32 protein-coding genes are annotated in these 22,505 nt (G+C 46.5%); 5 read left to right on the top strand and 27 right to left on the bottom strand.

Annotated features, from left to right (window positions below):
- Positions 1–18: 18 nt before the first annotated feature.
- The 10 genes from KNQ13_RS06420 to aroQ all read right to left on the bottom strand — a co-directional run bounded on the left by KNQ13_RS06420 (position 19) and on the right by aroQ (position 7,970).
- Positions 19–888, bottom strand: a complete 870-nt coding sequence (locus KNQ13_RS06420) for a polyprenyl synthetase family protein (protein ID WP_014969885.1) — start codon at positions 886–888, stop codon at positions 19–21.
- Positions 885–1,106, bottom strand: coding sequence for an exodeoxyribonuclease VII small subunit (xseB, locus tag KNQ13_RS06415; RefSeq protein ID WP_014969884.1), 222 nt, complete (start codon positions 1,104–1,106; stop codon positions 885–887). Before xseB ends, KNQ13_RS06420 begins: the two co-directional genes overlap by 4 nt.
- The gene (gene xseA / locus KNQ13_RS06410; protein ID WP_026831058.1) at positions 1,084–2,427 is read right to left on the bottom strand and encodes an exodeoxyribonuclease VII large subunit; all 1,344 of its coding nucleotides are present in this window, start codon (positions 2,425–2,427) and stop codon (positions 1,084–1,086) included. The genes xseB and xseA overlap by 23 nt, the downstream gene beginning before the upstream one ends.
- Positions 2,424–3,257: a bifunctional methylenetetrahydrofolate dehydrogenase/methenyltetrahydrofolate cyclohydrolase FolD gene (gene folD, locus KNQ13_RS06405; protein WP_014969882.1), complete on the bottom strand. Its 834-nt coding sequence runs from the start codon at positions 3,255–3,257 to the stop codon at positions 2,424–2,426. Before folD ends, xseA begins: the two co-directional genes overlap by 4 nt.
- A gap of 68 nt (positions 3,258–3,325) precedes the next feature.
- Complete coding sequence (gene nusB, locus KNQ13_RS06400) at positions 3,326–3,742, bottom strand: transcription antitermination factor NusB (RefSeq protein WP_014969881.1); 417 nt, start codon at positions 3,740–3,742, stop codon at positions 3,326–3,328.
- 118 nt (positions 3,743–3,860) lie between these two features.
- Entirely contained in the window at positions 3,861–5,213 is a 1,353-nt protein-coding gene (gene accC, locus KNQ13_RS06395) for an acetyl-CoA carboxylase biotin carboxylase subunit (RefSeq protein ID WP_014969880.1), read from the bottom strand.
- 14 nt (positions 5,214–5,227) lie between these two features.
- Positions 5,228–5,683 carry an acetyl-CoA carboxylase biotin carboxyl carrier protein gene (gene accB, locus KNQ13_RS06390; protein WP_026831055.1) on the bottom strand — a complete coding sequence of 152 codons (456 nt, stop codon included), beginning with the start codon at positions 5,681–5,683 and terminating at the stop codon, positions 5,228–5,230.
- Positions 5,684–5,863: 180 nt separating this feature from the next.
- Positions 5,864–6,430 carry an elongation factor P gene (gene efp, locus KNQ13_RS06385; RefSeq protein ID WP_012369804.1) on the bottom strand — a complete coding sequence of 189 codons (567 nt, stop codon included), beginning with the start codon at positions 6,428–6,430 and terminating at the stop codon, positions 5,864–5,866.
- 33 nt (positions 6,431–6,463) lie between these two features.
- Positions 6,464–7,528, bottom strand: coding sequence for a M24 family metallopeptidase (locus KNQ13_RS06380; protein WP_014969877.1), 1,065 nt, complete (start codon positions 7,526–7,528; stop codon positions 6,464–6,466).
- 19 nt (positions 7,529–7,547) lie between these two features.
- Positions 7,548–7,970 carry a type II 3-dehydroquinate dehydratase gene (aroQ, locus tag KNQ13_RS06375; RefSeq protein WP_014969876.1) on the bottom strand — a complete coding sequence of 141 codons (423 nt, stop codon included), beginning with the start codon at positions 7,968–7,970 and terminating at the stop codon, positions 7,548–7,550.
- A gap of 157 nt (positions 7,971–8,127) precedes the next feature.
- Here aroQ and KNQ13_RS06370 point away from each other — a divergent pair, with 157 nt between their 5' ends.
- Together KNQ13_RS06370 and KNQ13_RS06365 are read left to right on the top strand one after the other, a co-directional pair.
- Positions 8,128–9,060, top strand: coding sequence for a DUF1385 domain-containing protein (locus tag KNQ13_RS06370; protein WP_026831054.1), 933 nt, complete (start codon positions 8,128–8,130; stop codon positions 9,058–9,060).
- Positions 9,061–9,080: 20 nt separating this feature from the next.
- A complete protein-coding gene (locus KNQ13_RS06365) occupies positions 9,081–9,482 on the top strand; it encodes an SA1362 family protein (RefSeq protein ID WP_014969874.1) in 402 nt (133 codons plus the stop codon).
- 50 nt (positions 9,483–9,532) lie between these two features.
- Here the strand turns inward: KNQ13_RS06365 and hpt are convergent, their stop codons facing one another.
- The 3 genes from hpt to KNQ13_RS06350 all read right to left on the bottom strand — a co-directional run bounded on the left by hpt (position 9,533) and on the right by KNQ13_RS06350 (position 11,481).
- Positions 9,533–10,060, bottom strand: coding sequence for a hypoxanthine phosphoribosyltransferase (hpt, locus tag KNQ13_RS06360; protein WP_026831053.1), 528 nt, complete (start codon positions 10,058–10,060; stop codon positions 9,533–9,535).
- 143 nt (positions 10,061–10,203) lie between these two features.
- On the bottom strand, positions 10,204–10,626 hold the full coding sequence (gene mntR / locus KNQ13_RS06355; protein WP_034774625.1) for a transcriptional regulator MntR: 423 nt from the start codon (positions 10,624–10,626) through the stop codon (positions 10,204–10,206).
- 24 nt (positions 10,627–10,650) lie between these two features.
- Complete coding sequence (locus KNQ13_RS06350) at positions 10,651–11,481, bottom strand: lipoate--protein ligase family protein (protein WP_014969871.1); 831 nt, start codon at positions 11,479–11,481, stop codon at positions 10,651–10,653.
- Positions 11,482–11,620: 139 nt separating this feature from the next.
- Between KNQ13_RS06350 and KNQ13_RS06345 the strand changes: the two genes are divergently transcribed.
- On the top strand, positions 11,621–12,001 hold the full coding sequence (locus KNQ13_RS06345; RefSeq protein WP_014969870.1) for a rhodanese-like domain-containing protein: 381 nt from the start codon (positions 11,621–11,623) through the stop codon (positions 11,999–12,001).
- 54 nt (positions 12,002–12,055) lie between these two features.
- On the opposite strand, the gene gcvPB is transcribed toward KNQ13_RS06345, so the two are convergent.
- The 13 genes from gcvPB to KNQ13_RS06280 all read right to left on the bottom strand — a co-directional run bounded on the left by gcvPB (position 12,056) and on the right by KNQ13_RS06280 (position 20,876).
- Entirely contained in the window at positions 12,056–13,534 is a 1,479-nt protein-coding gene (gene gcvPB, locus KNQ13_RS06340; protein WP_014969869.1) for an aminomethyl-transferring glycine dehydrogenase subunit GcvPB, read from the bottom strand.
- Positions 13,527–14,873, bottom strand: coding sequence for an aminomethyl-transferring glycine dehydrogenase subunit GcvPA (gene gcvPA, locus KNQ13_RS06335; RefSeq protein WP_026831051.1), 1,347 nt, complete (start codon positions 14,871–14,873; stop codon positions 13,527–13,529). The genes gcvPB and gcvPA overlap by 8 nt, the downstream gene beginning before the upstream one ends.
- Before the next feature lie 14 nt (positions 14,874–14,887).
- On the bottom strand, positions 14,888–15,970 hold the full coding sequence (gcvT, locus tag KNQ13_RS06330; RefSeq protein ID WP_026831050.1) for a glycine cleavage system aminomethyltransferase GcvT: 1,083 nt from the start codon (positions 15,968–15,970) through the stop codon (positions 14,888–14,890).
- 182 nt (positions 15,971–16,152) lie between these two features.
- Positions 16,153–16,467 (bottom strand): hypothetical protein, encoded by a 315-nt coding sequence (locus KNQ13_RS06325; RefSeq protein WP_014969866.1) that lies wholly within the window; start codon positions 16,465–16,467, stop codon positions 16,153–16,155.
- Positions 16,464–16,946 carry a shikimate kinase gene (locus KNQ13_RS06320; RefSeq protein ID WP_014969865.1) on the bottom strand — a complete coding sequence of 161 codons (483 nt, stop codon included), beginning with the start codon at positions 16,944–16,946 and terminating at the stop codon, positions 16,464–16,466. The genes KNQ13_RS06325 and KNQ13_RS06320 overlap by 4 nt, the downstream gene beginning before the upstream one ends.
- Positions 16,939–17,232 carry a hypothetical protein gene (locus tag KNQ13_RS06315; RefSeq protein ID WP_014969864.1) on the bottom strand — a complete coding sequence of 98 codons (294 nt, stop codon included), beginning with the start codon at positions 17,230–17,232 and terminating at the stop codon, positions 16,939–16,941. Before KNQ13_RS06315 ends, KNQ13_RS06320 begins: the two co-directional genes overlap by 8 nt.
- Positions 17,208–17,564, bottom strand: coding sequence for a hypothetical protein (locus KNQ13_RS06310; protein ID WP_236624414.1), 357 nt, complete (start codon positions 17,562–17,564; stop codon positions 17,208–17,210). Before KNQ13_RS06310 ends, KNQ13_RS06315 begins: the two co-directional genes overlap by 25 nt.
- A complete protein-coding gene (locus tag KNQ13_RS06305) occupies positions 17,551–17,856 on the bottom strand; it encodes a type II secretion system protein (protein WP_014969862.1) in 306 nt (101 codons plus the stop codon). Before KNQ13_RS06305 ends, KNQ13_RS06310 begins: the two co-directional genes overlap by 14 nt.
- A 6-nt stretch (positions 17,857–17,862) precedes the next feature.
- Positions 17,863–18,330, bottom strand: coding sequence for a type II secretion system protein (locus tag KNQ13_RS06300; RefSeq protein WP_081809603.1), 468 nt, complete (start codon positions 18,328–18,330; stop codon positions 17,863–17,865).
- Positions 18,293–18,610: a competence type IV pilus major pilin ComGC gene (locus KNQ13_RS06295; RefSeq protein WP_014969860.1), complete on the bottom strand. Its 318-nt coding sequence runs from the start codon at positions 18,608–18,610 to the stop codon at positions 18,293–18,295. The genes KNQ13_RS06300 and KNQ13_RS06295 overlap by 38 nt, the downstream gene beginning before the upstream one ends.
- Positions 18,611–18,630: 20 nt before the next feature.
- Positions 18,631–19,539, bottom strand: a complete 909-nt coding sequence (locus KNQ13_RS06290) for a type II secretion system F family protein (protein ID WP_251027443.1) — start codon at positions 19,537–19,539, stop codon at positions 18,631–18,633.
- Positions 19,540–19,586: 47 nt separating this feature from the next.
- A complete protein-coding gene (locus KNQ13_RS06285) occupies positions 19,587–20,429 on the bottom strand; it encodes an ATPase, T2SS/T4P/T4SS family (RefSeq protein ID WP_026831047.1) in 843 nt (280 codons plus the stop codon).
- Between the two features lie 60 nt (positions 20,430–20,489).
- Positions 20,490–20,876 (bottom strand): Spx/MgsR family RNA polymerase-binding regulatory protein, encoded by a 387-nt coding sequence (locus KNQ13_RS06280; RefSeq protein ID WP_012369783.1) that lies wholly within the window; start codon positions 20,874–20,876, stop codon positions 20,490–20,492.
- A 225-nt stretch (positions 20,877–21,101) separates the two neighbouring features.
- Here KNQ13_RS06280 and KNQ13_RS06275 point away from each other — a divergent pair, with 225 nt between their 5' ends.
- Positions 21,102–21,365: a DUF2626 family protein gene (locus KNQ13_RS06275; RefSeq protein WP_012369782.1), complete on the top strand. Its 264-nt coding sequence runs from the start codon at positions 21,102–21,104 to the stop codon at positions 21,363–21,365.
- Between the two features lie 47 nt (positions 21,366–21,412).
- On the opposite strand, the gene KNQ13_RS06270 is transcribed toward KNQ13_RS06275, so the two are convergent.
- Positions 21,413–22,030, bottom strand: a complete 618-nt coding sequence (locus KNQ13_RS06270) for an MBL fold metallo-hydrolase (protein WP_026831046.1) — start codon at positions 22,028–22,030, stop codon at positions 21,413–21,415.
- A gap of 166 nt (positions 22,031–22,196) precedes the next feature.
- Here KNQ13_RS06270 and KNQ13_RS06265 point away from each other — a divergent pair, with 166 nt between their 5' ends.
- Positions 22,197–22,376, top strand: a complete 180-nt coding sequence (locus KNQ13_RS06265) for a DUF2759 domain-containing protein (protein ID WP_014969856.1) — start codon at positions 22,197–22,199, stop codon at positions 22,374–22,376.
- Positions 22,377–22,505: the final 129 nt, after the last annotated feature.

Raw genomic sequence — 22,505 nt, 5'->3', positions numbered from 1 at the left:
CGTGCTACGCCGTCCCTGTTAATGGTCTCGCTTGACGACAAAATCAAGTAGTTCCTTGAGCGGAGTCGCTTCGACCGATAGCGCTTCGATCGCTTCATTTGCCGCAGTCACTTGTGCTGCAAGTGCACGTTTCGCTCCGTCAAGACCTAGCAGTTTCGGATAGGTCGCTTTATCATTTCCTTCGTCGCTACCGACCGGCTTCCCAATCTTCTCCGCATCTCCCGTTACATCAAGGATATCGTCTTGAATTTGAAAAGCAATCCCGAGGTGGCGGCCATATCGTTTCAGATGTTCAATATCTGTATCAGTCGCTTGCGCTAAAATTCCACCGGCCTCAACAGCAAAAATCAGCAAGGCGCCGGTTTTCCGGCGATGAATCGATTCAAGCTCCTGCGCATCATTGATGCCACCACGTTCTCCGAGCATATCGTCGAGTTGACCCCCGACCATACCGGCAGCTCCGGCAGCCGTCGCGAGCCGCTCAATCAACTTCACCTTGATGTCAGCTGTCGCCGCCGTCTCCAGTAAACAGGTAAAGGCATTGGTCAACAAAGCATCACCCGCAAGGATAGCCGTCGCTTCGTCGAATTGAATATGGTTGGTCGGTCGTCCACGTCGCATGTCATCATCATCCATCGCCGGCAGGTCATCATGGATCAGCGAATATGTATGAATCATCTCAAGTGCAGCTGCCGTCGCATCCCCCTTCTTCCGGTCGATCCCATACGCATCGAGGACAGCATAGATCAGTGCCGGACGAACACGTTTTCCACCGGCATCTAACGAGTAACGCATCGCTTCCCGTAGACGGTCTGGTGCATCAAGCCGATTCATGAATGTTTCCAGCGCCTGTTCAACTTGTGTTTTCCACTCGGTCAAAACAATCATTGTGATCCCCCTTTTTCTCGTAACGTGCCATCTTGTTCCAAGATTTGGTCAAGTTTTTGTTCTGCCGTCGACAACTTCCCCTGGCAGAGCGCCGTCAGTTTGACACCTTCTTCATACAAAATCATTGCTTGCTCAAGTGGCGCTTCCCCTTCTTCAAGCAATTCGACGATTTCTTCCAGCCGCTCCAGCGCCGCTTCAAATGATTGTTCCGTTTCCATCTTCTTCATCCTCTCGTTTCGCTAGGATACTTCCGTCATGAAACTGAACCCGGAAGGTCTGATCTGACAATTGGTGGACTGAACGGATCAGTTGTCCGTCCTGCTCGACATACGTATATCCACGGAGAAGCACTTGTGTTGGACTGACCGAATCGAGACGGGCGATCATTTGATGAAGTCGTTCCTGTTTCGAACGCATGACGTAATGGATTCGTTCCAACTGTTTACGGGTCCGAATCAGTTCACGCGTTTGATCCGCCAGCCGTTCCCGTAACGGAATCCGCTTCAACCGGTTCGAGACATCTCCTAATGCCTGACGTTTCGCTTGCACCATCTGTCTGCTCATCCGACTGAGTCCCATCTCCGCCCGGTCTAACCGTTCTTGTTTTAACCCTAACAGGACCCGTGGTGATTTTAAACCATAGCTCCCAGCGAGGCGCGTCACTTGGTCTTTACGTTCTTTGATGTATTGATCGTAGTTACGGGTCAGACGACGCTTCAACTCGCCCACACGTTTTTCGAGTTCCATGGCTTCCGGCGTCACCAGTTCTGCTGCGGCCGTTGGTGTCGCCGCCCGGACATCTGCGACGAAATCAGCAATCGTAAAGTCTGTTTCGTGACCAACAGCGGAAACAATCGGAATCACGGATTCATAAATCGCTGTCACAACGGCCATCTCATTAAAGGCCCACAGTTCCTCGATGGATCCGCCACCACGACCGATGATCATGACATCACATGCCTGATGTTCATTCATCCATTCAATGGCTCGGACAAGTTGGGGCACCGCTTCTTTTCCTTGGACGAGAACAGGGGCAAAAACGATTGCCGCTTGAGGATAACGCCGCCGTAACGTCGTCGCGATATCATGTAGAGCGGCGCCTTTCGGGGACGTGACGATTCCGATTTTTTGCGGAAATGCGGGAATCGATTGTTTATGTTCCGCATCAAACCAGCCTCGGGTTTCCAAATCCTCTTTTAATCGGACATATGCTTCGTATAGGGCACCAACCCCATCTTCCATCATCCGTTCGACATACAGTTGCATCTCGCCTGATGCCAGATACACGGAAAGTCTCGCCGTGATGATGACACGGGCTCCGTCTCGGATATCGGTTTTGACACGACTCGCGTCGCGTGCAAACATGACTGCCTTCATCCGCGACTGTTCATCTTTCAACGTAAAATAAAGGTGACCGGAAGAGTGTCGTTTAAAGTTCGACACTTCTCCCACCACCTGGACTTGTTGAAGCAACGAATCGTTTTCTAGTTCACGTTTCACATAACTGACAAGCTCGGAAACCTGAAGGGGGTTCGTCATTTGGCTGCCTCAATCGTATTATGGAGCAACATCGTGATCGTCATCGGTCCGACACCACCAGGTACAGGCGTAATCATCGATGCTACCTCCTTGACGGTCTCGAATTCGACATCTCCGACCAATTTTCCATCCACCCGGTTGACACCGACATCGATGACGACTGCGTCTGGTTTAATCATGTCAGCGGTAATCAGTTTCGGTACCCCTACGGCGACGATCAGGATGTCAGCTTGTCGTGTCATAGCTGCTAAATCAGCTGTTTTTGAGTGACAATAGGTCACGGTCGCAGATTCATTCAAAAACAACATCCCGACCGGCTTGCCGACGATTTGACTTCGACCGACGACGACGACATGACGCCCCGCAATCGGGACATTCATTTCTTTGACAAGATGAAGAATTCCGTTTGGTGTACACGGCAAGAAGGTTGGTTCACCAATCATCATCTTCCCAACAGAAACGGGATGGAAACCGTCGACGTCTTTTTCTGGAGCGATTGCGAAGATGACCTTACTTTCATCAATATGTGCAGGCAAGGGCAATTGTACAAGAATCCCATGGACACTCGCATCAACATTCAATCGTTCGATCAAGTGAAGTAATTCCGATTCCGTCGTCTCGTCCGGTAGACGGATCAGGTCGGAATCCATTCCAATCTCTTGCGCCGCTTTTTCTTTACCGCGTACGTAAGATTGACTGGCTGGATCTTCGCCGATCAAGATGACGGTTAGTTTCGGTTGAATACGTTGTTCTTTTAGACGTGCGACTTCTTCTTTCAGTTTCAAACGATACGATTGTGCGACTTGTTTCCCATCGATTACGACTGCCATGATTTTGTCCACTCCCCCAAAAATATTCACTTCACTCTGTGCCTGACTTGCTTTCTCTTTTTAGTGGCTTACGAATTCTCTTTCGAACCTTCTTTGTCGACTTCTTGTGCGACTTTCCCTAACACACCATTGACGATTTTAGTTGCTTCTTCATCGGCAAACGCCTTCGTCAATTCAATCGCTTCATTGATCGTCACTCGAACAGGAATCTTTGGTTCAAATAACAACTCATAGACAGCAAGACGGAGAATCGTCCGCTCGATGTTCCCGAGACGTTCGAATGACCAGTTCACAAGTGCCGCGCGTAACTTTTGATCGATTTCTGGTTTGTTGGCTTCGACACCGACTACTAATTGTTCTACAAACGTGTCATATTCTTTACCTTCTACTGCGAATGAAATGGCTTCTTGTGCAGATAGATCCGAGAGTTCCATCTGGAACAAAGACTGTACTGCGAGTTCGCGTGCCATATGTCTTTTCATCATGATTTTACGTGCTCCTTTTTTTATCGTTCTCAATCAATTAGTTTAGCACATTCCTTTTTCAAAAAACATAGAGAACGCCAAAAAGACGGGAGTTAAATCCATCAGCTCCCGTCCTCCATCATTTCACGATTTCTGCCTTCAGTTCACGTTCCGTAAACTTCGTCGTAAATGTTCCACGGCGAAACACGGGATGCGCCAAGACTTTTTGATGGAAGGGAATCGTCGTTTTGACCCCTTCGATCCAAAATTCCGATAAAGCGCGTTCCATCTTCGCGCACGCCTCTTCTCGTGTTTCAGCATGCACGATCAATTTCGCGACCATCGAATCATAGTACGGTGGAATCATGTAACCCGGGTACACCGCACTGTCGATACGGACGCCCATCCCACCCGGTGTGACGTACTGTGTGACACGTCCCGCATGCGGACGGAAGTCGTGATCCGGATCTTCTGCATTGATGCGGCATTCAATCGAATGACCTCGGAATTCAATATCTTCCTGTTGGACAGCTAACGGATGATCCAGTGCAACCTGTAGCTGTGCCTGCACAAGATCGAATCCGGTGATCATCTCGGTCACGGGATGTTCCACCTGAATCCGGGTATTCATCTCCATGAAGAAAAACTCTTCCGTCTCTTCGACGAAGATGAATTCAATCGTTCCCGCTCCTGTATAATCAATCGCTTTTGCTGCTTTGACGGCTGCTTTCCCCATTTTTAAGCGTGTCGCCGGACTGACTGCCGGTGACGGGGCTTCTTCGATTAATTTTTGCATTCGTCGCTGGACCGTGCAATCTCGTTCCCCTAAATGAATCACGTTACCATGACGATCCGCCAAGACTTGGACTTCGACGTGACGAAACTCTTCAATGAATCGTTCGAGATAGACATCACTGTTACCGAAGGCCTGTTTTGCTTCGCGACGCGTCTCATCTAGTCCTGTCATGAGTTCCGCCTTCGAACGGGCGACACGAATTCCTTTACCACCGCCACCTGCCGTAGCCTTGATGATGACCGGGTATCCGATCTCGTCTGCCAGCTGCAACGCTTCGTCGTCCGTGACCGTCCCGTCCGAACCCGGTACGACCGGTACGCCACAGGCTATCATTGTTTTTTTAGCGACATCTTTGATCCCCATTTGACGAATCGCATCCGATGTCGGTCCGACGAATTTGATGCCGCATGCCTCACACATTTCTGCAAAATCGACATTTTCGGCCAAAAATCCATATCCGGGGTGAATCATCGTCACATTCCGGTTGGTCGCGACAGCTAAGATGTTCGTGACGTTTAAGTACGAGGCGGCCGAACTCACATCACCAATACAATACGCTTCGTCTGCCAAGCGGACATGTAAGGCATCACGATCTGCTGTCGAATATACCGCAACCGTCTGAATCCCAAGTTCTTTAGCTGCTCGAATGATTCGGACCGCAATCTCGCCTCGGTTCGCTATTAAAAGTTTTTCCATTGCCATCACCTCGCTCAAGGACGAATCCGGAAGAGGGGTTGTCCAAATTCAACAAGATCTCCATCTGCGACGAGAATTCCGACGACTGTTCCGGCTACTTCCGAGTTTAGATTATTGAATAGTTTCATTGCTTCTAACACACACACGACTTGACCAACTTCGATTTGATCGCCGACCTTAACAAACGATGGTTTGTCCGGGGTCGGACGGGAATAAAACGTTCCGACCATCAAGGCGTTAATGGTCACCGTATCTGCTTCAGGCGTCACTTCTTCTTCCGGTGTCAGCTCTGTGACCGGTGCAGCTGATTGTGTTGGAGCTGTTACCGCTACCGGTGTTTGATGCGAAACGACGACGCTATCATTTTGTTTTTTAAGTTTTAACTTATACGTATCGGTTTCAAGAGAAAGTTCATTGACACTCGACTGGTCCAACATTTCGAGCACTTGCTTCAACTGATCAATTTTCATTTTTCTTCATCCCCTATCTCAACATTCACCTTTATTATTATACTTTAATATTATACCAGGTGCTAATGCCTACTCAAATACTAATATTAACTGGTCATACCAAAGGACGCAAGTCGAGACAAAAGGAAAAAACGCCCGTTGATTCAATCCAGAGGATGAACGGGCGTTGTTTGAACTGAATTATCCGTTGTAACGCCCTGTAAAATCACCAGTACGTGTATCAACTGTTACTTTTTCTCCTGCTTCGATGAAGAGCGGGACGTGAATGATATGTCCTGTTTCGACCGTCGCATTTTTCTTGACGTTTGAAGCCGTATCGCCTTTGACACCCGGCTCTGCTTCAACGATCGTCATGACGATCGTATTCGGAAGTTCGATTCCAAGAACTTCACCGTTATAAATCGCAATTTGAACTTCCATGTTTTCAAGCAGGAACGGTAATGCTGCTTCGACTTGTGCTGTCGTCAATTCCAGTTGCTCATAAGATTCTGTATCCATGAAGACATACGTCTCACCCATTGGGTAGAGGTACTGCATCTTATTCCGTTCGATGTGGGCACGTTCGACACGTTCCCCGCCACGGAACGTCATCTCTTGAATGTTCCCGTTACGGATGTTCCGCATTTTCGTCCGGACGAATGCAGCGCCTTTACCCGGTTTTACGTGTTGGAATTCAAGAACCTGCCAAATCATTCCGTCTGATGTCTTAATTGTTAATCCTGTTTTTAAATCGTTTACTGATACCATAAAAAGTTCCTCCTAAATGTTGATCTTTCTGTTTTAAAGTGTAATCAGTTCTTTTGGTGAAGACGACAGAATCTCACGCCCTGATGCGGTAATCAAGACATCGTCCTCGATCCGACATCCACCGACCTGCGGAACGTAGATGCCCGGTTCGACGGTGACGATCATCCCCGGCTCAAGTTTCGTTTCGGAACGGAACGATAGTCCCGGTCCTTCATGTACCTCTAAGCCGATTCCGTGTCCTGTCGAATGTCCGAAGTATTCCCCGTATCCCGCGTCTTTGATGATATCGCGCGTCAAAGCATCGGCTTCGATTCCGGTAATCCCAGGACGAAGTCCATCTACGCCCGCAAGCTGAGCTTTCAGAACCGTATCATAGATGGTTTGTAATTCCTGATTGATCGGACCGACCGCGACTGTCCGTGTGATGTCCGATACGTATCCGTTCAGAAGTGCACCGAAATCCAGTGTGACGAGTTCGCCCGTCTGGATGACTTTTGAACTTGCGACGCCATGTGGTAACGCCGAACGGTAACCGGAAGCAACAATCGTATCGAAAGAAGAAGACGTCGCGCCTTGTTTGCGCATGAAGAATTCAAGTTCGTTCGATACTTCGAGCTCGGTTCTGCCTGCTTGAATATACGTCAAGATGTGGTGGAACGTAGCATCTGCCAACTCCACCGCTTCCTTAATCATCTTAATCTCTGAAGAATCCTTAATCAAGCGTAGGTTTTCGACGATTCCCGTCGTCGGTACCAACTCAACCGAAGAAGCTTGATCGAAGGCTTCAAATGAACTGAGCGTCATCGCATCTTTTTCGACGCCAACTGCACGGACACGTGCACCCACCATCAATTCTCCCATCGTCTCTGGAATCGAGCGTTCGATTTGAACGATTTCCATTCCTTTGACTTGATCCGCCGCTTGTTCCGTATAACGGAAATCCGTTACGAAATAGGCTTGTTCAGCTGTCACAAGACATGCACCACTCGAACCGGTAAATCCGGAAATATAACGAATGTTTTCTGCCTTCGTCACGAGAAGACCAGGTAAGTCACGTTCTTGTAAAGCCGTTTGGAGTGCTTCGATACGATGTTTCATGTCTGTTTTCCCCCTTTTATTATGTAGACGGATGAATCAATGCCTCAACAGCTAGTAGATACCCCTTCATGCCGAGTCCACTGATGACCCCACGACAAACCGGTGCTAACATCGAGTGGTGTCGAAATGATTCACGGGCGTGCACGTTCGACAGGTGGACTTCAATCGTCGGTGCTTCAATCGCTGCTATCGCATCCCTCAAGGCAATGCTCGTATGCGTATAGGCAGCGGCATTGAAGACGATTCCATCATATCCTCGCGCTTCGTGTAACCGATCAACCAAGTCCCCTTCATGATTCGATTGTATGAACCGAAAATCAACCTGTTGAAAACGTTCCCTCAGCTGATCTTCTAAATCAGATAACGTCTTGGTTCCATATGTAGTTGGTTCTCGTGTACCCAGCAAATTCAAGTTCGGTCCATTCAAGACCAATATCCGCATCTCATCACCTCCAGATTGTCCCTGTCATTGTATCATAAGTCGTTTTCCGGCTCCTAAATTTTCACCTGACTTCGACAGCTGAGCATAGTCTTTTTCCCATAAATCAAGTAAACTGACGGTACACGATATTTTACTTGAAGATAGGATGCGTTTCTATATGAAAACTGCTAAAGCACCCGTCGGTGGACAAGCCATCGTCGAGGGTGTCATGTTCCAAAATGCGACCCATGCCGTCTCGGCAATCCGGCGAAACGATGCGACGATCGAAACGTTCGAACAAAAAAAACCGATACGCCGACGGATTGCGATGGGTAAAAAAATCCCTTTACTTCGTGGTTTATTCGCATTAGTCGAGTCCTCCGCCAACGGAGCGAGCCACATGAACTTCGCAAGTGACCGTTACGGCGTCAATCCCGGAGAGGAAGAACCGGAAGAAGCCCATCAAGGACAATTAACGAAGTGGCTTGGTGTCGCCTTCATCGGCGTATTGTCGTTCTTTTTCGGTAAGCTACTCTTCACGTTGTTGCCTGCTTTTTTAGCCTCACTCTTCAGTTATTTCCCAGCGTTGTCCGGTCACTTGATTCAAAATATCCTTGAGGCATCCATTAAGCTGACACTTCTCTTCACTTACTTGTATTTGATTTCCTTGACCCCACTCGTTAAACGGCTGTTCCAATATCACGGAGCGGAACACAAAGTCATCAACTGTGTTGAAAGCGGGCGACCGTTGACCGTCGAAAATGTTCGAACGAGTAGTCGCCTCCATTACCGATGTGGGTCAAGTTTCTTAATCTTCACGGTCATCGTCGGGTTTTTCGTCTATTTAATCGTGCCGACTGATCCTTTATGGGTCCGACTCGCCTTTCGGATTGCGTTACTTCCTGTCGTCATCGGTCTGTCATTTGAAGTTTTACAATTAACGAACAAAGCCCAAAACATCAAAGGATTACGTGTCATCGCGTTGCCCGGCCTTTGGTTACAGTACTTGACGACAAAAGAACCAGACGATTCACAGATCGAGGTTGCGATTTATGCGTTTGAAGCACTCGAAAAACAGGAAGATAACCTACATGAGAACGCACTTGGTTAATTGATAACAGGGGTGATAATATGATTAGACAACGGATTGGCTCTACATTTGCACTGGTCGTGTTACTGTTTGCTTTTGTTGGCTTTGGATATAAGCTTGCTAATGATCCTGGTAGTCTGTTTTCACAATTACTGTTTTTTGCGATTACAGCTGGAATCATCTTCTTGCTGTTTAAATTTTTAACACGAAATAGCGTCAGCAGCGGATCGAACTCTCAATACCGGAAGTCTGTGGCTCAGTCCAAAAAAATGCATGCCAAACGTGATCAACCACCTCGTCGGACCGAATTTAAAAAGAAACCGGTCAAAACGACGAAAGCTCCTGCTTCCAATAAAGTCCGCCCACTTCGCGATCGGTCAAAAGCACCACACTTGACCGTCATCGAGGGCAAAAAAGGCAAAAAGAAAAAACGTGCTTTTTAAACAAACAAACAGCAACCGGATGTCCACTGCGGACATCCGGTTGCTGTTTTTTAGTCGGTCTCGACCCAACCGACATACGGCAGGTTACGGTATTCTTCCGCACAATCAATGCCATACCCGATCACAAAATAGTCTGGAATCTCAAACCCAACATAATCAGCTGCCAACGGTACTTCACGCCGAGCAGGTTTGTCGAGCAATGTACAAATCTTCAGGACACCTGGTTTATGCAACTTCATGTGCTCACATAAGAAACTTAGTGTATGACCCGTATCGATGATGTCCTCCACGACGACGACATATTTTCCTTCTACATCAAGATCTAAATCTTTTTTGAGCTGAACGCGTCCTGACGAAACCGTTTTAGCACCATACGAAGAACAAGCGACCGTATCGATTTGGACACTCCCTTTGATTTCACGCATTAAATCGGCAGCAAACACCATTGAGCCTTTCAGTACTACGACTAAAACAATTTGCCGCCCTGCTGCATCGTGTTCAATCGCAGATGCCAATTCTTTTACTTTTGTCGCAAGCTCCGACTCTGAAATTAATTTTTCTTTAATGACAATCTCCATATCCAGGTGAGAATCCACCCGTCACCCCCTCTGATGATTTTCACCGTCAGTATAGCATAACTCTCCAATTTTACGTACTATATTATTCATTCCCAAGAAATCGTTCGTCTTTTAATCTATTTCTACACAAAAAACAAGTACACTCAGTCTTCTGGGTGTACTTGTTGGTGTTTTTGAAATTCTTCTTGTAGTTCAGGTCGTTCTGCAAAAAATTGAATCATCCCATTGATTTTATCTAAAGCTTCGATACTGATATGGTGTTCGATTCCTTCTACATCTTTATAAATCAAGGATTCATCCACACCAACGAGCCGTAAAAAATCTTCTAATAAAGCATGGCGTTCGACCAACCGTTTCCCAATTTTCCGACCTTTTGCCGTCAACATCAGACCACGATACTTCTCGTAGACAAGATATTCTTCACGATCCAGTTTTTGGACCATCTTCGTCACGGAGGACGGGTGGACACCTAACAGTTCCGCGATATCAGAAACGCGGGCATATCCTTTTTCTTCTATCAAAATATAGATTTGTTCCAAATAATCTTCCATGCTCGGAGTCGGCACGACATCACCTTCCAATCCATCTCTTTAGCGCTTCCAGTTCCATTCTTCACTACGGTATTTCGCTGCTAACCGCTCAATTTCCTGCCATTGGTGTTCTGTGAATTCAAGGGGTGTGAATGTCAACTGAAGGGCCTCTTCGAACCCCTTTAAAAAGGCGACACGGACTTCTTCGAATGATACAGTCCGTCCCGCCAACTCATTTAAGGCAACCGCCTTTCCGGCAAAACGCGCTTTCATCCGTTCCCGGATCGTCTCATCTTCATACACGAAACAGTCGAACAGTTCACCTTCATCTACCGAAAGCGGAACTGATCCATGTTGTAAGACGACACCTTGATGCCGCACTTGCGCACTGCCAGCAACCTTTCGTTTCCCGACCGCAAGTTCATAGTACGACGCCGCATCAAAACAGACGGCCGATTTAGGTTTTCGTAACTCTTCTTTTTCTTGTTCCGTCATCGGAACTGAAAATTCGACCGGAATTCCTAAATGATGATACCCTTTACGGACTCCTTCCGTCAGCATCCGATAACTTTCGATGACGGTTTTCGGTAACCCCTCTGACGTTTCTGGAATGACGATACTATACGTCAATTCATCAGCATGAAGAACCGCCCGCCCCCCCGTCATCCGACGGACGATCGGGATTCCTAGTTGCTCAATCCGTTCTCGATCAATATCCTTAACTGCGCGCTGAAAATGACCAACACTCAACCCTCTAGGTTCCCACGAATAAAAACGAAGTGTGGGAGCTACTTCCCCACGGCCTACAAATCCGATCAAGGCTTCGTCAATCGCCATGTTTAGAGCCGGTTCCAATCGTTCGGTCGTCAATACTTGCCACTCTCTTATCAAGCAAACACCCCCAAAAACGTTTCCGTATTAGTGTATCAGACCCTTTCTGTCCTGCGCAACGACGAGTCGATTGCCGAAATCGATTTCGTTTACTATAATGATAAGGATGTTATCTGAACGAAGGGGTTGGAAGTTAGCTATGGAAACCAGTACAATTATCACGATCGTCTTGTGGGTAGCCTTGATCGCTTATATCGCATGGCGTTTCATGCCGGTCAAAGGAATCACAAAACTGTCACAAGAAGAATTCCGCGCCAATTATCGAAAAGCACAAATCGTCGATGTCCGCGAAACACAAGAATTCAAAGGTGGTCACATCATTGGCGCGCGTAACATACCGGTCAGCCAAATGAAGATGCGGGCAAAAGAATTACGTAAGGATATGCCGATCTACTTGTATTGCCAAGGCAACATGCGTTCTTCGCAAGCTGCCAAAGTGTTGAAAAAAGCTGGTTATACAAACCTCTACCAACTCAAAGGTGGATTCAAACAATGGACAGGAAAAGTCAAACGTAGCTAATCTCCTGTTCACAAAAACCATCCCCGTCAGTACTGACGGGGATGGTTTTTTTGATTATACGTGCACTTCTTGTTTCGGTTGATACCGTAGGACTGGTTTACGCGCAGCCAACGTTTCATCCATTCGCTTGACGACCGTCGTATGTGGTGCATTCAAGACGACATCCGGTGTTTCCTCGACTTCTTTTGCAATTTGTAGCATCGCGTCACAGAACGCATCCAACGTCTCCTTCGATTCCGTTTCCGTCGGCTCAATCATGATACATTCTTCGACGTTTAACGGGAAATAAATCGTAGGTGGGTGATAACCAAAATCGAGCAGTCGTTTGGCGATATCAAGCGTCCGTACACCCAGTGCCTTTTGACGACGGCCTGATAAAACAAATTCATGTTTGCAGTAGACGTCATACGGTGCATCATATGCGCCTTTTAATCGGGCGAGCATATAGTTGGCATTCAAGACGGCTTCTTTCGAGACACGGGCAAGACCTGCTCCTCCCATCGTCCGGATGTAACTGTACGCCCGAACGTTGATCCCAAAGTTCCCGTAAAATGGTTTGACGCGTCCGATCGATTCTGGGCGATCATAATCGAGCACAAACCCGTCGTCGGTCTTCGCGACGATTGGTTTTGGCAAGTACGGAATCAAATCCTGTTTGACACCAACCGGACCCGAACCCGGACCGCCGCCACCGTGAGGACCTGTAAATGTCTTATGAAGATTCAAGTGAACGACATCAAAGCCCATATCTCCGGGACGTGCGATCCCCATGATAGCGTTTGAATTCGCTCCATCATAATACAGCTTCCCACCTGCTTCGTGGACTGCTTTCGCAATCTCGACGATGTCCGACTCAAACAAACCAAGTGTATTCGGATTCGTCAGCATCAAAGCCGCTGTATCCTCGCCGACCTTACTCTTCAAGTCCGCTAAATCCACCAGGCCCCGCGCATCAGACAAGACGGTTACCGTATCAAAACCGGCGACCGACGCCGAAGCTGGGTTGGTCCCGTGCGCTGAATCGGGTACAAGGACTTTCGTCCGTTTAAAGTCTCCTCGCGCGTGATGATAGGCCTTGATCAACATCAAGCCTGTCCATTCGCCGTGAGCACCTGCTGCCGGTTGTAACGTCACTTCATCCATTCCCGTGATGACAGCCAGTTTTTCTTGCAAATCATACATCAGACCAAGAGCGCCTTGGACACTCTCAACGGGTTGGAGCGGGTGAATATGCGCAAACCCCGGTAGACGTGCCATATCTTCATTAATTTTTGGATTGTATTTCATCGTACACGAACCGAGTGGGTAGAAGCCAGAATCAACACCGTGGTTCCGGTTGGAGAGTGCCGTATAGTGGCGAACCAGGTCAAGTTCCGAGACTTCCGGTAACTCGACGTCTTCTTGACGTAATAAGTGCGCCGGCAACAACTCTTCTGCCGCTACTTCTTCGACAGTTGGAAGCGGTAAGCTGTAAGCCACACGACCGGCTCTCGAAATTTCAAAAATCAATGTCTGTTCACTGGATTTATGCATGAGTCAGTCCCCCTAGTGCTGTCACGAATTGATCAAGTTCTTCTTTTGTCCGTAGTTCCGTGGCACAAACAAGCATCTGATTGGATCGTTTCTCATCAAACGTACCAAGTGGCAACCCGCCGATGATTCCTGATTTTAACAACTGTTTACTGGCTTCCGTCGCATCGATCGGCAATTCAACGACAAACTCATTGAAGCTTGGACCATCGTCGATGATTCGGAATCCAGCTTCCATCAATGATTTTTTCAAGGCATAGGCTGTCTGGAGATTACGTGTCGCCAGTTCCCGGATTCCTTTTTTCCCGAGTGCACTCATCGCGATCGAAGCCGCCAATGCATTCAAGGCCTGATTCGAACAGATGTTAGAAGTGGCTTTATCTCGGCGTATGTGCTGTTCGCGTGCTTGTAAAGTCAAGACAAACCCACGTTTCCCGTCTTCGTCGACCGTTTGACCGACTAGACGCCCTGGAATTTTCCGCATCAAGGCTTTTGTCGTCGTGAAATAACCGCATGTCGGTCCACCAAAGCTCTGCGGGATCCCAAACGGCTGGCAGTCACCAATCGTGATATCCGCCCCAAGTTTTCCCGGCGCTTCTAACAATCCGAGTGCAAGTGGGTTTGCGGACACGATGAACAAACCACCCTTCGCATGGGTAGCGTCTGCTAACGCCTGTAAGTTTTCGACCCGCCCGTAGAAGTTCGGATACTGGACGATGACACAAGCAACATCATCGAGCTCATCTAATTGATCGATTGCCGTCTCACCACGGTCAAGTGGTAACGTCGCTACTTGAAGACCCGGACCGTTTGCATACGTTCGGACAACATCATGGGCTTCCGGATGAACACCGTCAGACAAAACAATCGTTTTTTTCTTTTTATGGGCACAAGCGAGCATTGCGGCTTCTGCAAGCGCCGTGATTCCGTCATACATCGATGAATTCGCGACATCCATTCCCGTTAATTCACAAATCATTGTCTGATATTCAAAAATGGCTTGAAGCTCCCCTTGCGAAATCTCCGGCTGATAGGGCGTATAGGCCGTATAGAACTCGGACCGAAGTAACATATGGTTGACGACCGCTGGTGCGTAATGATCATAAATTCCGGCACCCAGGAAAGATGGATATTGTTTCGTATTCATGTTTTGATCAGCGAGTTTTGAGAGTGTTCGGATTAAATCCGTTTCCGGCAAGGGAATGCCGACTGCTTCTAACGTTCCTTTATCGCGAACGCTTGCTGGAATATCAGCTAGTAAATCCTCAATCGAATCTGCACCAATCGTCTGTAACATCTCTTGTTCGTCTTCTTGTGTCATCGGTAAATAACGAAAATCCATCTTTTAGTTCCCCCTTATTTACTCCGGCGATAAAACGGTGTGTCGATCCGTCTTGCCGCTAGTTTTTTTCCACGCACTTCGACTTCAAACGAATCACCCGTCGCATATTCCGTTGGGACTAATGCCAAAGCGATCGCTTTACCAACCGTTGGAGGCAATGTCCCCGTCGTGACGAACCCAACCGTTTCTCCATTGACTAACACAGGAGCATCCTGACGGGCAATCCCTTTGTCCAACAGTTCAAGACCGATCAAGCGACGTCCTGGTCCTTGTTCTTTTTGCTTCAGCAATACATCGGACCCAACAAACGATTTGACCTGTGGTTTGACTGCAAATCCCATACCCGCTTCAATCGGTGAAATCGTCGCCGACAGTTCATGACCGTATAAAGGTAAACATGCCTCGAATCGTAACGTATCTCGCGCGCCTAGCCCACATGGCATGACGCCTGCTTCAATCAATGCCTGCCAGACGACACCCGCGTCCGAAGCCCGCATATACAGCTCAAAACCATCTTCTCCCGTATAACCACTCCGTGACACCAACATATCGACGCCCGCTAATTGTCCTTGAACAAAGCGGAAAAACTTGATTTCGTCTAACGCCAGTTCAGTCAACGTATTTAAGACTTCCATTGCTTTTGGACCTTGAACCGCAATTTGACCATACGCGTCCGACTGATTTTCTAGTGTCACGTCACCCTGCAGGTACTGGCGTAAATGGGTTTCGTCTTTTTCAATATTCGATGCATTGACAACAAGCAAGTAATCGTGTTCTGCCAGACGATAAACTAATAAATCATCGACGGTCCCCCCGTCTTCTTGGCAAAGAACATTATACTGCGCTTGGCCAATCACAATTTTCGAAATATCATTGGACAGTGTATGTTGAAGAAACGAAAGCGCATCTGGACCCGTTACAAATAACTCGCCCATGTGCGACACATCGAACATCCCAACCTGCTCCCGGACTGCTAGATGTTCTTCCTTAATCGATGAAAACAGAACCGGCATTTCAAAACCTGCAAAATCGACCATTTTCCCCGTTGGCGCAATCATGTCGAACAATGGTGTTCTCTTCAATGTCGTCTGACTCATACTTTTCCCCCTAATTACGAACATTTTTGCTTCCTTTTCTCTTTATTGTTCAACTTTCAATTACATTCTACCAATTAAAAATCTTTTTTTCTAGGTTTATTCGGAAATTGAACACAAGCAAAGAGAGAAAGGACAAAGTCCCTTCCCTCCTATTGTTTCATATTCAGCCGATGAAAGCCATTTCAAAATGGTTTAAGTCCAGCCGTATGTTCAACCTCAGTTTTAAGACGCTGTCCTTCGGTAAAAAGTTGGCGTCCACCTTGCTCAACACGTTTGCCTTCTGCGACCAAATGATCGATGTTTCCTTTGATTTGATCAATCCGACTCGTCGTATGATCAATCCCTGTTTGTAACGTTTGTTGACGGATTGAGAAACGTTCGAGTAGTTGCTTCATGACAGTCACATCTTTTGAAATCTTCTTTTTGTAAAGAGTCGCTCCATAAATCACCAAACCGATGATCGCCAAAACGATAATTCCTAGATTAATCCAAATCATACGTTCTCCTCCAATAGTGTTTCGATTTCTTTCGTCAGTTCCCGCACGGACTTCGTACCGTCCAAACGAACATCTGCTGCTCGTGCATAAAGTGACCGACGACGACGAAACAACTTTTCGACCGTTGACCGGGACTTCACGAGCGGACGGGACGGATCCGTCTTAATCCGGTTCCAGACGATATGGAACGGCGTATCAATCCAGAAGATGGTCCCCGTCTCTTTCATGAACAATCGATTTTCCGGGCGTTCTATGATGCCTCCACCCGTAACGACAATTTGTGCCTGACTGTGTCGAAGTAATTCGACTTCTTGTTTTCGAAATCCTGTTTCACCATGCTGCTTGAAAAAATTCGTAATCGGACCATGTTCTTGTACAAAACGTTCATCCAGTTCATCGACACTGTAACGTGCCTTAAGATTTCGACCAATCGCTGTTTTACCAGTTCCCATAAAACCAATCAAATAAACCTTATCCATTCGAAACGACCGCCTCGATTCTCTGTCCACTTTCTAGTATTGCTTCCATTTTAAAGCCTTTATCCGTCTGTGTACAGGTCACTTGTCCAATCGGGTAATGAATCGTTTCGTCTTGCCGGCAATCACTTGTCGCCGCTCGAACGAGCGACTCGAGTTGCAAGGCTTCCTGTTCTAACTGAAGTTGCGTCACGGCTTCGTCCATATAATGACAACTCAGCAAAATCGCCGCACCGATTCCAAGCAACAGCAACAACGTTTGAATCAAGATGAATCCTTGTTCCGGCACTGAACCGTTCTTTGACGTTGGTTGAGTTCGAAGATGAGTGTTCGTCCATCTTGCCTGACCTGATAGGTGTCTACATTGTGGGCATAGGTCAATTCACCTCCAAACTCTTTTTTTAATCGAATCTGATTTTGAACACGGACGAGTCGCCACTTCACCGGCTCCTCTTCCGGATCCACATCGACTCCCCGAACTTCTTCACCTACTTTCTCACAGGAGATACTCCGCCACATCAAGCGTTCGATCGTATGAAAAAACAATTCTTCTTCCATCCGCTGTTCGTAATCAGAGGTACTGACGATGTGTGTCATCGTAATGAGACTAATCAGTAGCAACGGGCTCAGCCAGAGGACCAACGAGATTTCGAGGAGTGTCGTTCCGGATTGAGCTCGCCAAACAGAGCTCTTCAATACACCACGTCCCTTCCCTGATTTGATAACCGTCCCGTCTTTCCGCCACTTGATCTGAAGCCATCTTGTCTAAACGGTGCGTCTCAAGCATCAACTGATTTTTTTGTTTTTGAAACGACAAGACGGGATCGATCGCAAGCAGTAAGAACAGAGCGATGGCGACCATCGATAACACGACTTCAAGAAGCGTAAATCCCCGTTCTCCTTGTTGCTTCAAGCATTTTCACCTCACCTTTTGAACGATCATCTGATAATTCCCGAGCAGAAACTTGAGTTCGTACGCTTGTGTCGCAGACTGGCAATTCCACGTCGACGCATAGGTGGAATGATAACTCTTGAAATAGATGATTCGTCCTGTCGTCGGCACGAAACAAGAATGGCCAGCTTGAAAGTTACGTTGCCATAATAACCGGTCGTTCGCCATGACCAAGTACCCTTTCCCATCATTTTTCCACCGTAACTGAATCTGGTTTTGTTCACTTGTCTTGGAATATTGGAGCAGACGAAGTGTCTGCATATCTTGTTTAAGTATGCTGATATCCTGTTCAAGTGTGTACAAGGCTGGTCTTCGGTCGATGACCGTTGGCAGGAGGAACACGAGCAGACATCCAATCATCACAAGGACAATCGTCATTTCAATTAATGTAAATCCATCACTTGGCTTTTGTAAGTTCACCAGTCTTCGCATCATACGTATATGTCTCCTGATCACAAGCGAGTTCGTTTGGTTTTTCTGCTGTGCCACGGTTAATCGTTTGAAGTGATTCCGGATATTTTTTCTCTTTTGCGTAATACAAATTGACCTCGGAGCGAATGACACGGATGTTCGCCTCACAACTGACACCTTTCGCTTGATCCTTCCCGCTTGTCATCGTCGGGATCAACACAAGTAATAACAAGGAGATGATCAGTAAGACGGCTGCCATCTCTAGTAATGTAAATCCTCGTTGATCTTGTATAAAACGTTTCATCTTATCGGCTCCTTATCTTTTTAAAATGGAAGTTGTTGAATGGCAAGCTGGATCGGATAGTAGAGGATCAAAAATAACGTCCCGGTCATGACGGTTAATTCTCCGTACAAAGCCGGTTCGATGAGTAACAGTTTCTTTTCGATTTCTTCCTCGATCGACTCATGTAATAACGAGGCTTGCTCAAGCAACAATCGACCTAAATCGCCACTTTCGCGTGCAATATGCACCAATCCGACCGTTTCCACGTCGATGATGTCCTCATCTTGCATCGCTTCCGATAACGGTTGCCCACTTTTTTGACGTTGATGTAATAAGCCATACATCTGTTTCTTTTTTCCAGTTTGCCCTTGTTCTAACGAACGAAAGGCTTCTTCTAACGAAAAACCGGCATCGATAAAAGAACCTACTTCGATTGTGAACAGGTAGCTGTAGTATAGACGCAGTATTTTTTGAATCATTTTCATCTGTAACAATCGATTCAGTGGAATGCGGCGAAAGGTGACAATCAGAAGAATCACACTCACGAAAGGAGAAAAAGCTAAGATATATTTGGCTGAAGGGTGGATCAACGGGAGAACAAAACGTGGGAGAGTGTCCGGGTTCGACATTTCCAATAAAGAAGGAAACACATAAAGCGAATAAAACATAAACAGCAACAACAAGCTAGCTGCTAAGACAAGAGGATAACGCGCCATCTTCCAAAACTTCTTTTTCATCTGACTTTCTAACTCGAGCAATCGAATGACTTGTTTTAAAATCATCAACGGACGTTCGGTCTGATCACCTACTTTGAGTAATTGTTGTAGTGCTGACGGAAGTGCCAATGGCTCTAGGGAAACGGATAAACGACTTCCTCCTTGTAAACGCGCTTGAATTTCATGAATGATCGGAGTCAGTAATGGTTCTTCAAAACGCACTAAGATCTCCAACGATTCTTTTGCTGAAATGCCTTTTGACAATAGACGATGAAAACGATTCAAGAACCGGCATTTACTGCCGACTGTAAGTTTTCGACGATACAGCGTACGGTCCCCTCCTCTCGATATAGATGAACGATCTTTTTGCAGACGGATAATTCTTCACCTGTGATGCCGAGTGTCTTCAGACGAAGCAAGGCTTCTTCAATCGATCCTGCATGTAACGTAAACAGGACGACATGTCCGCTCAAAGCAGCATTGATGGTCAATCGCGCCGCTTCTGCCGTCCGAACTTCACCAAAAGCAATCCAGTCCGGATCTGCCCGTAAAATTTCTTCGAAACAACGTGTTGCATCAAAACCTGCCTTATCGTTCAACTCAAGCTGTAAAATGCCTGGTACGGTACATTCGACCGGATCCTCGACCGAGATGATCCGCTTTCCTTCCATCGATGCCATCAAGGAGTACAGCATCGTTGTTTTCCCTGCTCCAGTCGTTCCGGAGATAATGATACAGCCATGCGTTTGTTGCTTCATCCATTCTAAATCAAGTGTCGGATCGAGTAAGCGAGCAGCTATCTCACTTGATACGACGGCTCGATAAAAACGCCAAGACATCGCATCCCCGTACCGACTCGGTAGGATGGATACACGCATCCCACTTTCTTGAAAGGGATATAGACCACTTTGTGGGATTCGTTCATTTTGTTCCTTCAAATTCGATTCATAACGAATATGACTGACAAGCGCTCGGTAATGCTCAACAGCGATCGGGGACTGTTCTGCTAAGCCTTCACTCGTACGACAAATGATCTGTGCCAATCGATCACCGGGAATAAAATGAACATCTGTTGCACCTACCACTTCGAACTGACGAATCAATTGACTGATTTCTTCTCTCAACCCAACACCTCCTTAATCAAAAAAATACACAAAAAAAGAAGCCGATACAAATCGGCTTCTTTAAGATACTTGCGCGATAATACGGTTTTTGCGTTTTGCTAGCGTCTCGAGTCCTGGTTTATCATACCCGATTACTAGTTGTTTGCCATCCGTAATGATTGGACGTCTCAACAATTTAGGATTATCACTCATCAAGCGAAGCAATTCACTTAACTTCATGTCATCGACATCAATTCCTAAATCTTTGAATGCTTGACTTCGTGTTGCGAGTAAACTTTCGATTCCGTCCGTTGAAAGTTTTAACAATTCCATCAATTCATCTACTGTTGGAGCATTTCTGAACAGATGACGTTCCTCTACATCAACATGTTCCTCTTTTAACCATGATTTCGTTTTACGACAAGATGTACAGCTTGGATATGTGAAAAATATCAACTCATTCGCCATTATTGCTCCTCCTCTCAAAATCTACGCTTCTCATTACAGAAACTATACCATGCCTTTTTTACTTTGTACACCTTTTGTACAACTATTGTACAAGTTTTTTTCAAACTTCATCTTTTGTTCACAGTTATTCCTCAACAAACACTAGAACATGATGGACGGATGATTGTTTGCTTGGTAAAATAAGTACGTATATTGACTATCTGTTGGATTTAGGGGGTTATATGAATGGGGAGAATGTACCGCGTACTCGGATTTTGGACTGGCATCATTGCAGTCATGGCATTTATCGGCGCTCTAGGTGGAGACGCCAGCTCAAGTGAGCATACGGATTCATTTTTAGTTATGGGCTTTGTCTTCTTAGCACAAACAGTATTCTTTGCAGCATTAGGCTATCTTCGCCTAACTGAGAAAACGTATGTCTACATCTTTGCGGCGTACTTAACAGTATTCTTTATCGTCTTCACATATTGGTCCAACTTCCAAATGTGAACAAAATCCCCTCACCTTCAATTGAAGGTGAGGGGATTTTTCATCGATCAAAAAAATGGATTATGTTTGATTTCTTGACGTAATGTCGTTTCTGGCCCATGCCCTGGATAAAAAGTAGTATCATGCGGGATTTCTGCGATGACCCGATCAATGGAACGCATCAAGACATCTTGATCGCCGCCTTCAAGATCCGTCCGGCCGACACTTCGCTTAAAGATCAAGTCACCGGCAAAGGCAAGTTGTTCCTTTTTGAAATAAAACGTCACACTGCCCGGTGAATGACCGGGTGTTTCAAGAACGTGCATCTGAAACGGTCCGATCGTCAACGCCCCTGATTCTAACGTACGTTCCGCCGGCTTCACTTTTAAGGGAGGCATATCAAATTTAATGGAACCGTTGAGATTCGGGTTTGATAACCATTTCATTTCGTTCGGGTGGATATAAGCCGGCGCCGAAGTAAAACGCCGCAACATATCCAAACCACCGATGTGGTCAAAATGGGCATGCGTCAGGAGGATTGCTTCGACTTTTGCGTCGCGTCGTTCAATCTCATCAAAAAAGCGCATATCTTCCGTACCAGGATCAATCACTAAACATTTCCCATCTTTAAAAAGAAGATATCCGTTTTCTGAGGCGATACCTGAAGTAATACTTACAATTTCCATCTCATCAAGCTCCTTTATGAATCATTCTTCTCTACTATACACGAAATTGTCGAAACTTCCCCTTCCCCCCTCTCGACTTTATCCGCTCAGTCAGCTAAACTAAAAAGTGAGATTTAAGTGAAATCTTCGTGAACTTCATAACGTGATTTTTAAGGGGGAGTACGTCATGCATTTGGATCAACCAATCGGTTGGCTTTTCTTTATCGTTGCACTCGTCGGTGTTTGGGCCGTCTTGCGTTCACTTAAGAAACGTCAAATGTTTCCACTCGTATTTGCTGCGCTGACTGTAATCTTATTCGGTTGGTTTGGCATTGCGACATTGATTTTCGGTGGAATTCCGGCATAATCATTTTTTCAAAAAAAGGTCAGCTTTCCTTTGCGGGGAATGGGCTAACCTAAAATTTTGAGACAATATAAAACACCTTCGGAGTGGTACACTTTTAAAAAGTACTAACATCGGAGGTGTTTTTGCATG

Origin of the sequence: Exiguobacterium sp. s128 (assembly GCF_018618815.1) — a bacterium.
In the GTDB taxonomy this organism is placed as follows: Bacteria; Bacillota; Bacilli; order Exiguobacteriales; family Exiguobacteriaceae; genus Exiguobacterium_A; species Exiguobacterium_A antarcticum.
Note: the sequence above shows the minus strand (reverse complement) of the source record. Positions and strands in the feature narration are given on the sequence as shown.

Bases quoted from the DNA above. Each gene is read 5' to 3' on its own strand.
- KNQ13_RS06420 (WP_014969885.1), bottom strand. From the start codon at position 888: ATGATTGTTTTGACCGAGTGGAAAACACAAGTTGAACAGGCGCTGGAA.
- xseB (WP_014969884.1), bottom strand. From the start codon at position 1,106: ATGGAAACGGAACAATCATTTGAAGCGGCGCTGGAGCGGCTGGAAGAA.
- xseA (WP_026831058.1), bottom strand. From the start codon at position 2,427: ATGACGAACCCCCTTCAGGTTTCCGAGCTTGTCAGTTATGTGAAACGT.
- folD (WP_014969882.1), bottom strand. From the start codon at position 3,257: ATGGCAGTCGTAATCGATGGGAAACAAGTCGCACAATCGTATCGTTTG.
- nusB (WP_014969881.1), bottom strand. From the start codon at position 3,742: ATGATGAAAAGACATATGGCACGCGAACTCGCAGTACAGTCTTTGTTC.
- accC (WP_014969880.1), bottom strand. From the start codon at position 5,213: ATGGAAAAACTTTTAATAGCGAACCGAGGCGAGATTGCGGTCCGAATC.
- accB (WP_026831055.1), bottom strand. From the start codon at position 5,683: ATGAAAATTGATCAGTTGAAGCAAGTGCTCGAAATGTTGGACCAGTCG.
- efp (WP_012369804.1), bottom strand. From the start codon at position 6,430: ATGGTATCAGTAAACGATTTAAAAACAGGATTAACAATTAAGACATCA.
- KNQ13_RS06380 (WP_014969877.1), bottom strand. From the start codon at position 7,528: ATGAAACATCGTATCGAAGCACTCCAAACGGCTTTACAAGAACGTGAC.
- aroQ (WP_014969876.1), bottom strand. From the start codon at position 7,970: ATGCGGATATTGGTCTTGAATGGACCGAACTTGAATTTGCTGGGTACA.
- KNQ13_RS06370 (WP_026831054.1), top strand. From the start codon at position 8,128: ATGAAAACTGCTAAAGCACCCGTCGGTGGACAAGCCATCGTCGAGGGT.
- KNQ13_RS06365 (WP_014969874.1), top strand. From the start codon at position 9,081: ATGATTAGACAACGGATTGGCTCTACATTTGCACTGGTCGTGTTACTG.
- hpt (WP_026831053.1), bottom strand. From the start codon at position 10,060: ATGGAGATTGTCATTAAAGAAAAATTAATTTCAGAGTCGGAGCTTGCG.
- KNQ13_RS06345 (WP_014969870.1), top strand. From the start codon at position 11,621: ATGGAAACCAGTACAATTATCACGATCGTCTTGTGGGTAGCCTTGATC.
- gcvPB (WP_014969869.1), bottom strand. From the start codon at position 13,534: ATGCATAAATCCAGTGAACAGACATTGATTTTTGAAATTTCGAGAGCC.
- gcvPA (WP_026831051.1), bottom strand. From the start codon at position 14,873: ATGGATTTTCGTTATTTACCGATGACACAAGAAGACGAACAAGAGATG.
- gcvT (WP_026831050.1), bottom strand. From the start codon at position 15,970: ATGAGTCAGACGACATTGAAGAGAACACCATTGTTCGACATGATTGCG.
- KNQ13_RS06325 (WP_014969866.1), bottom strand. From the start codon at position 16,467: ATGATTTGGATTAATCTAGGAATTATCGTTTTGGCGATCATCGGTTTG.
- KNQ13_RS06320 (WP_014969865.1), bottom strand. From the start codon at position 16,946: ATGGATAAGGTTTATTTGATTGGTTTTATGGGAACTGGTAAAACAGCG.
- KNQ13_RS06300 (WP_081809603.1), bottom strand. From the start codon at position 18,330: ATGATGCGAAGACTGGTGAACTTACAAAAGCCAAGTGATGGATTTACA.
- KNQ13_RS06295 (WP_014969860.1), bottom strand. From the start codon at position 18,610: ATGAAACGTTTTATACAAGATCAACGAGGATTTACATTACTAGAGATG.
- KNQ13_RS06280 (WP_012369783.1), bottom strand. From the start codon at position 20,876: ATGGCGAATGAGTTGATATTTTTCACATATCCAAGCTGTACATCTTGT.
- KNQ13_RS06275 (WP_012369782.1), top strand. From the start codon at position 21,102: ATGGGGAGAATGTACCGCGTACTCGGATTTTGGACTGGCATCATTGCA.
- KNQ13_RS06270 (WP_026831046.1), bottom strand. From the start codon at position 22,030: ATGGAAATTGTAAGTATTACTTCAGGTATCGCCTCAGAAAACGGATAT.
- KNQ13_RS06265 (WP_014969856.1), top strand. From the start codon at position 22,197: ATGCATTTGGATCAACCAATCGGTTGGCTTTTCTTTATCGTTGCACTC.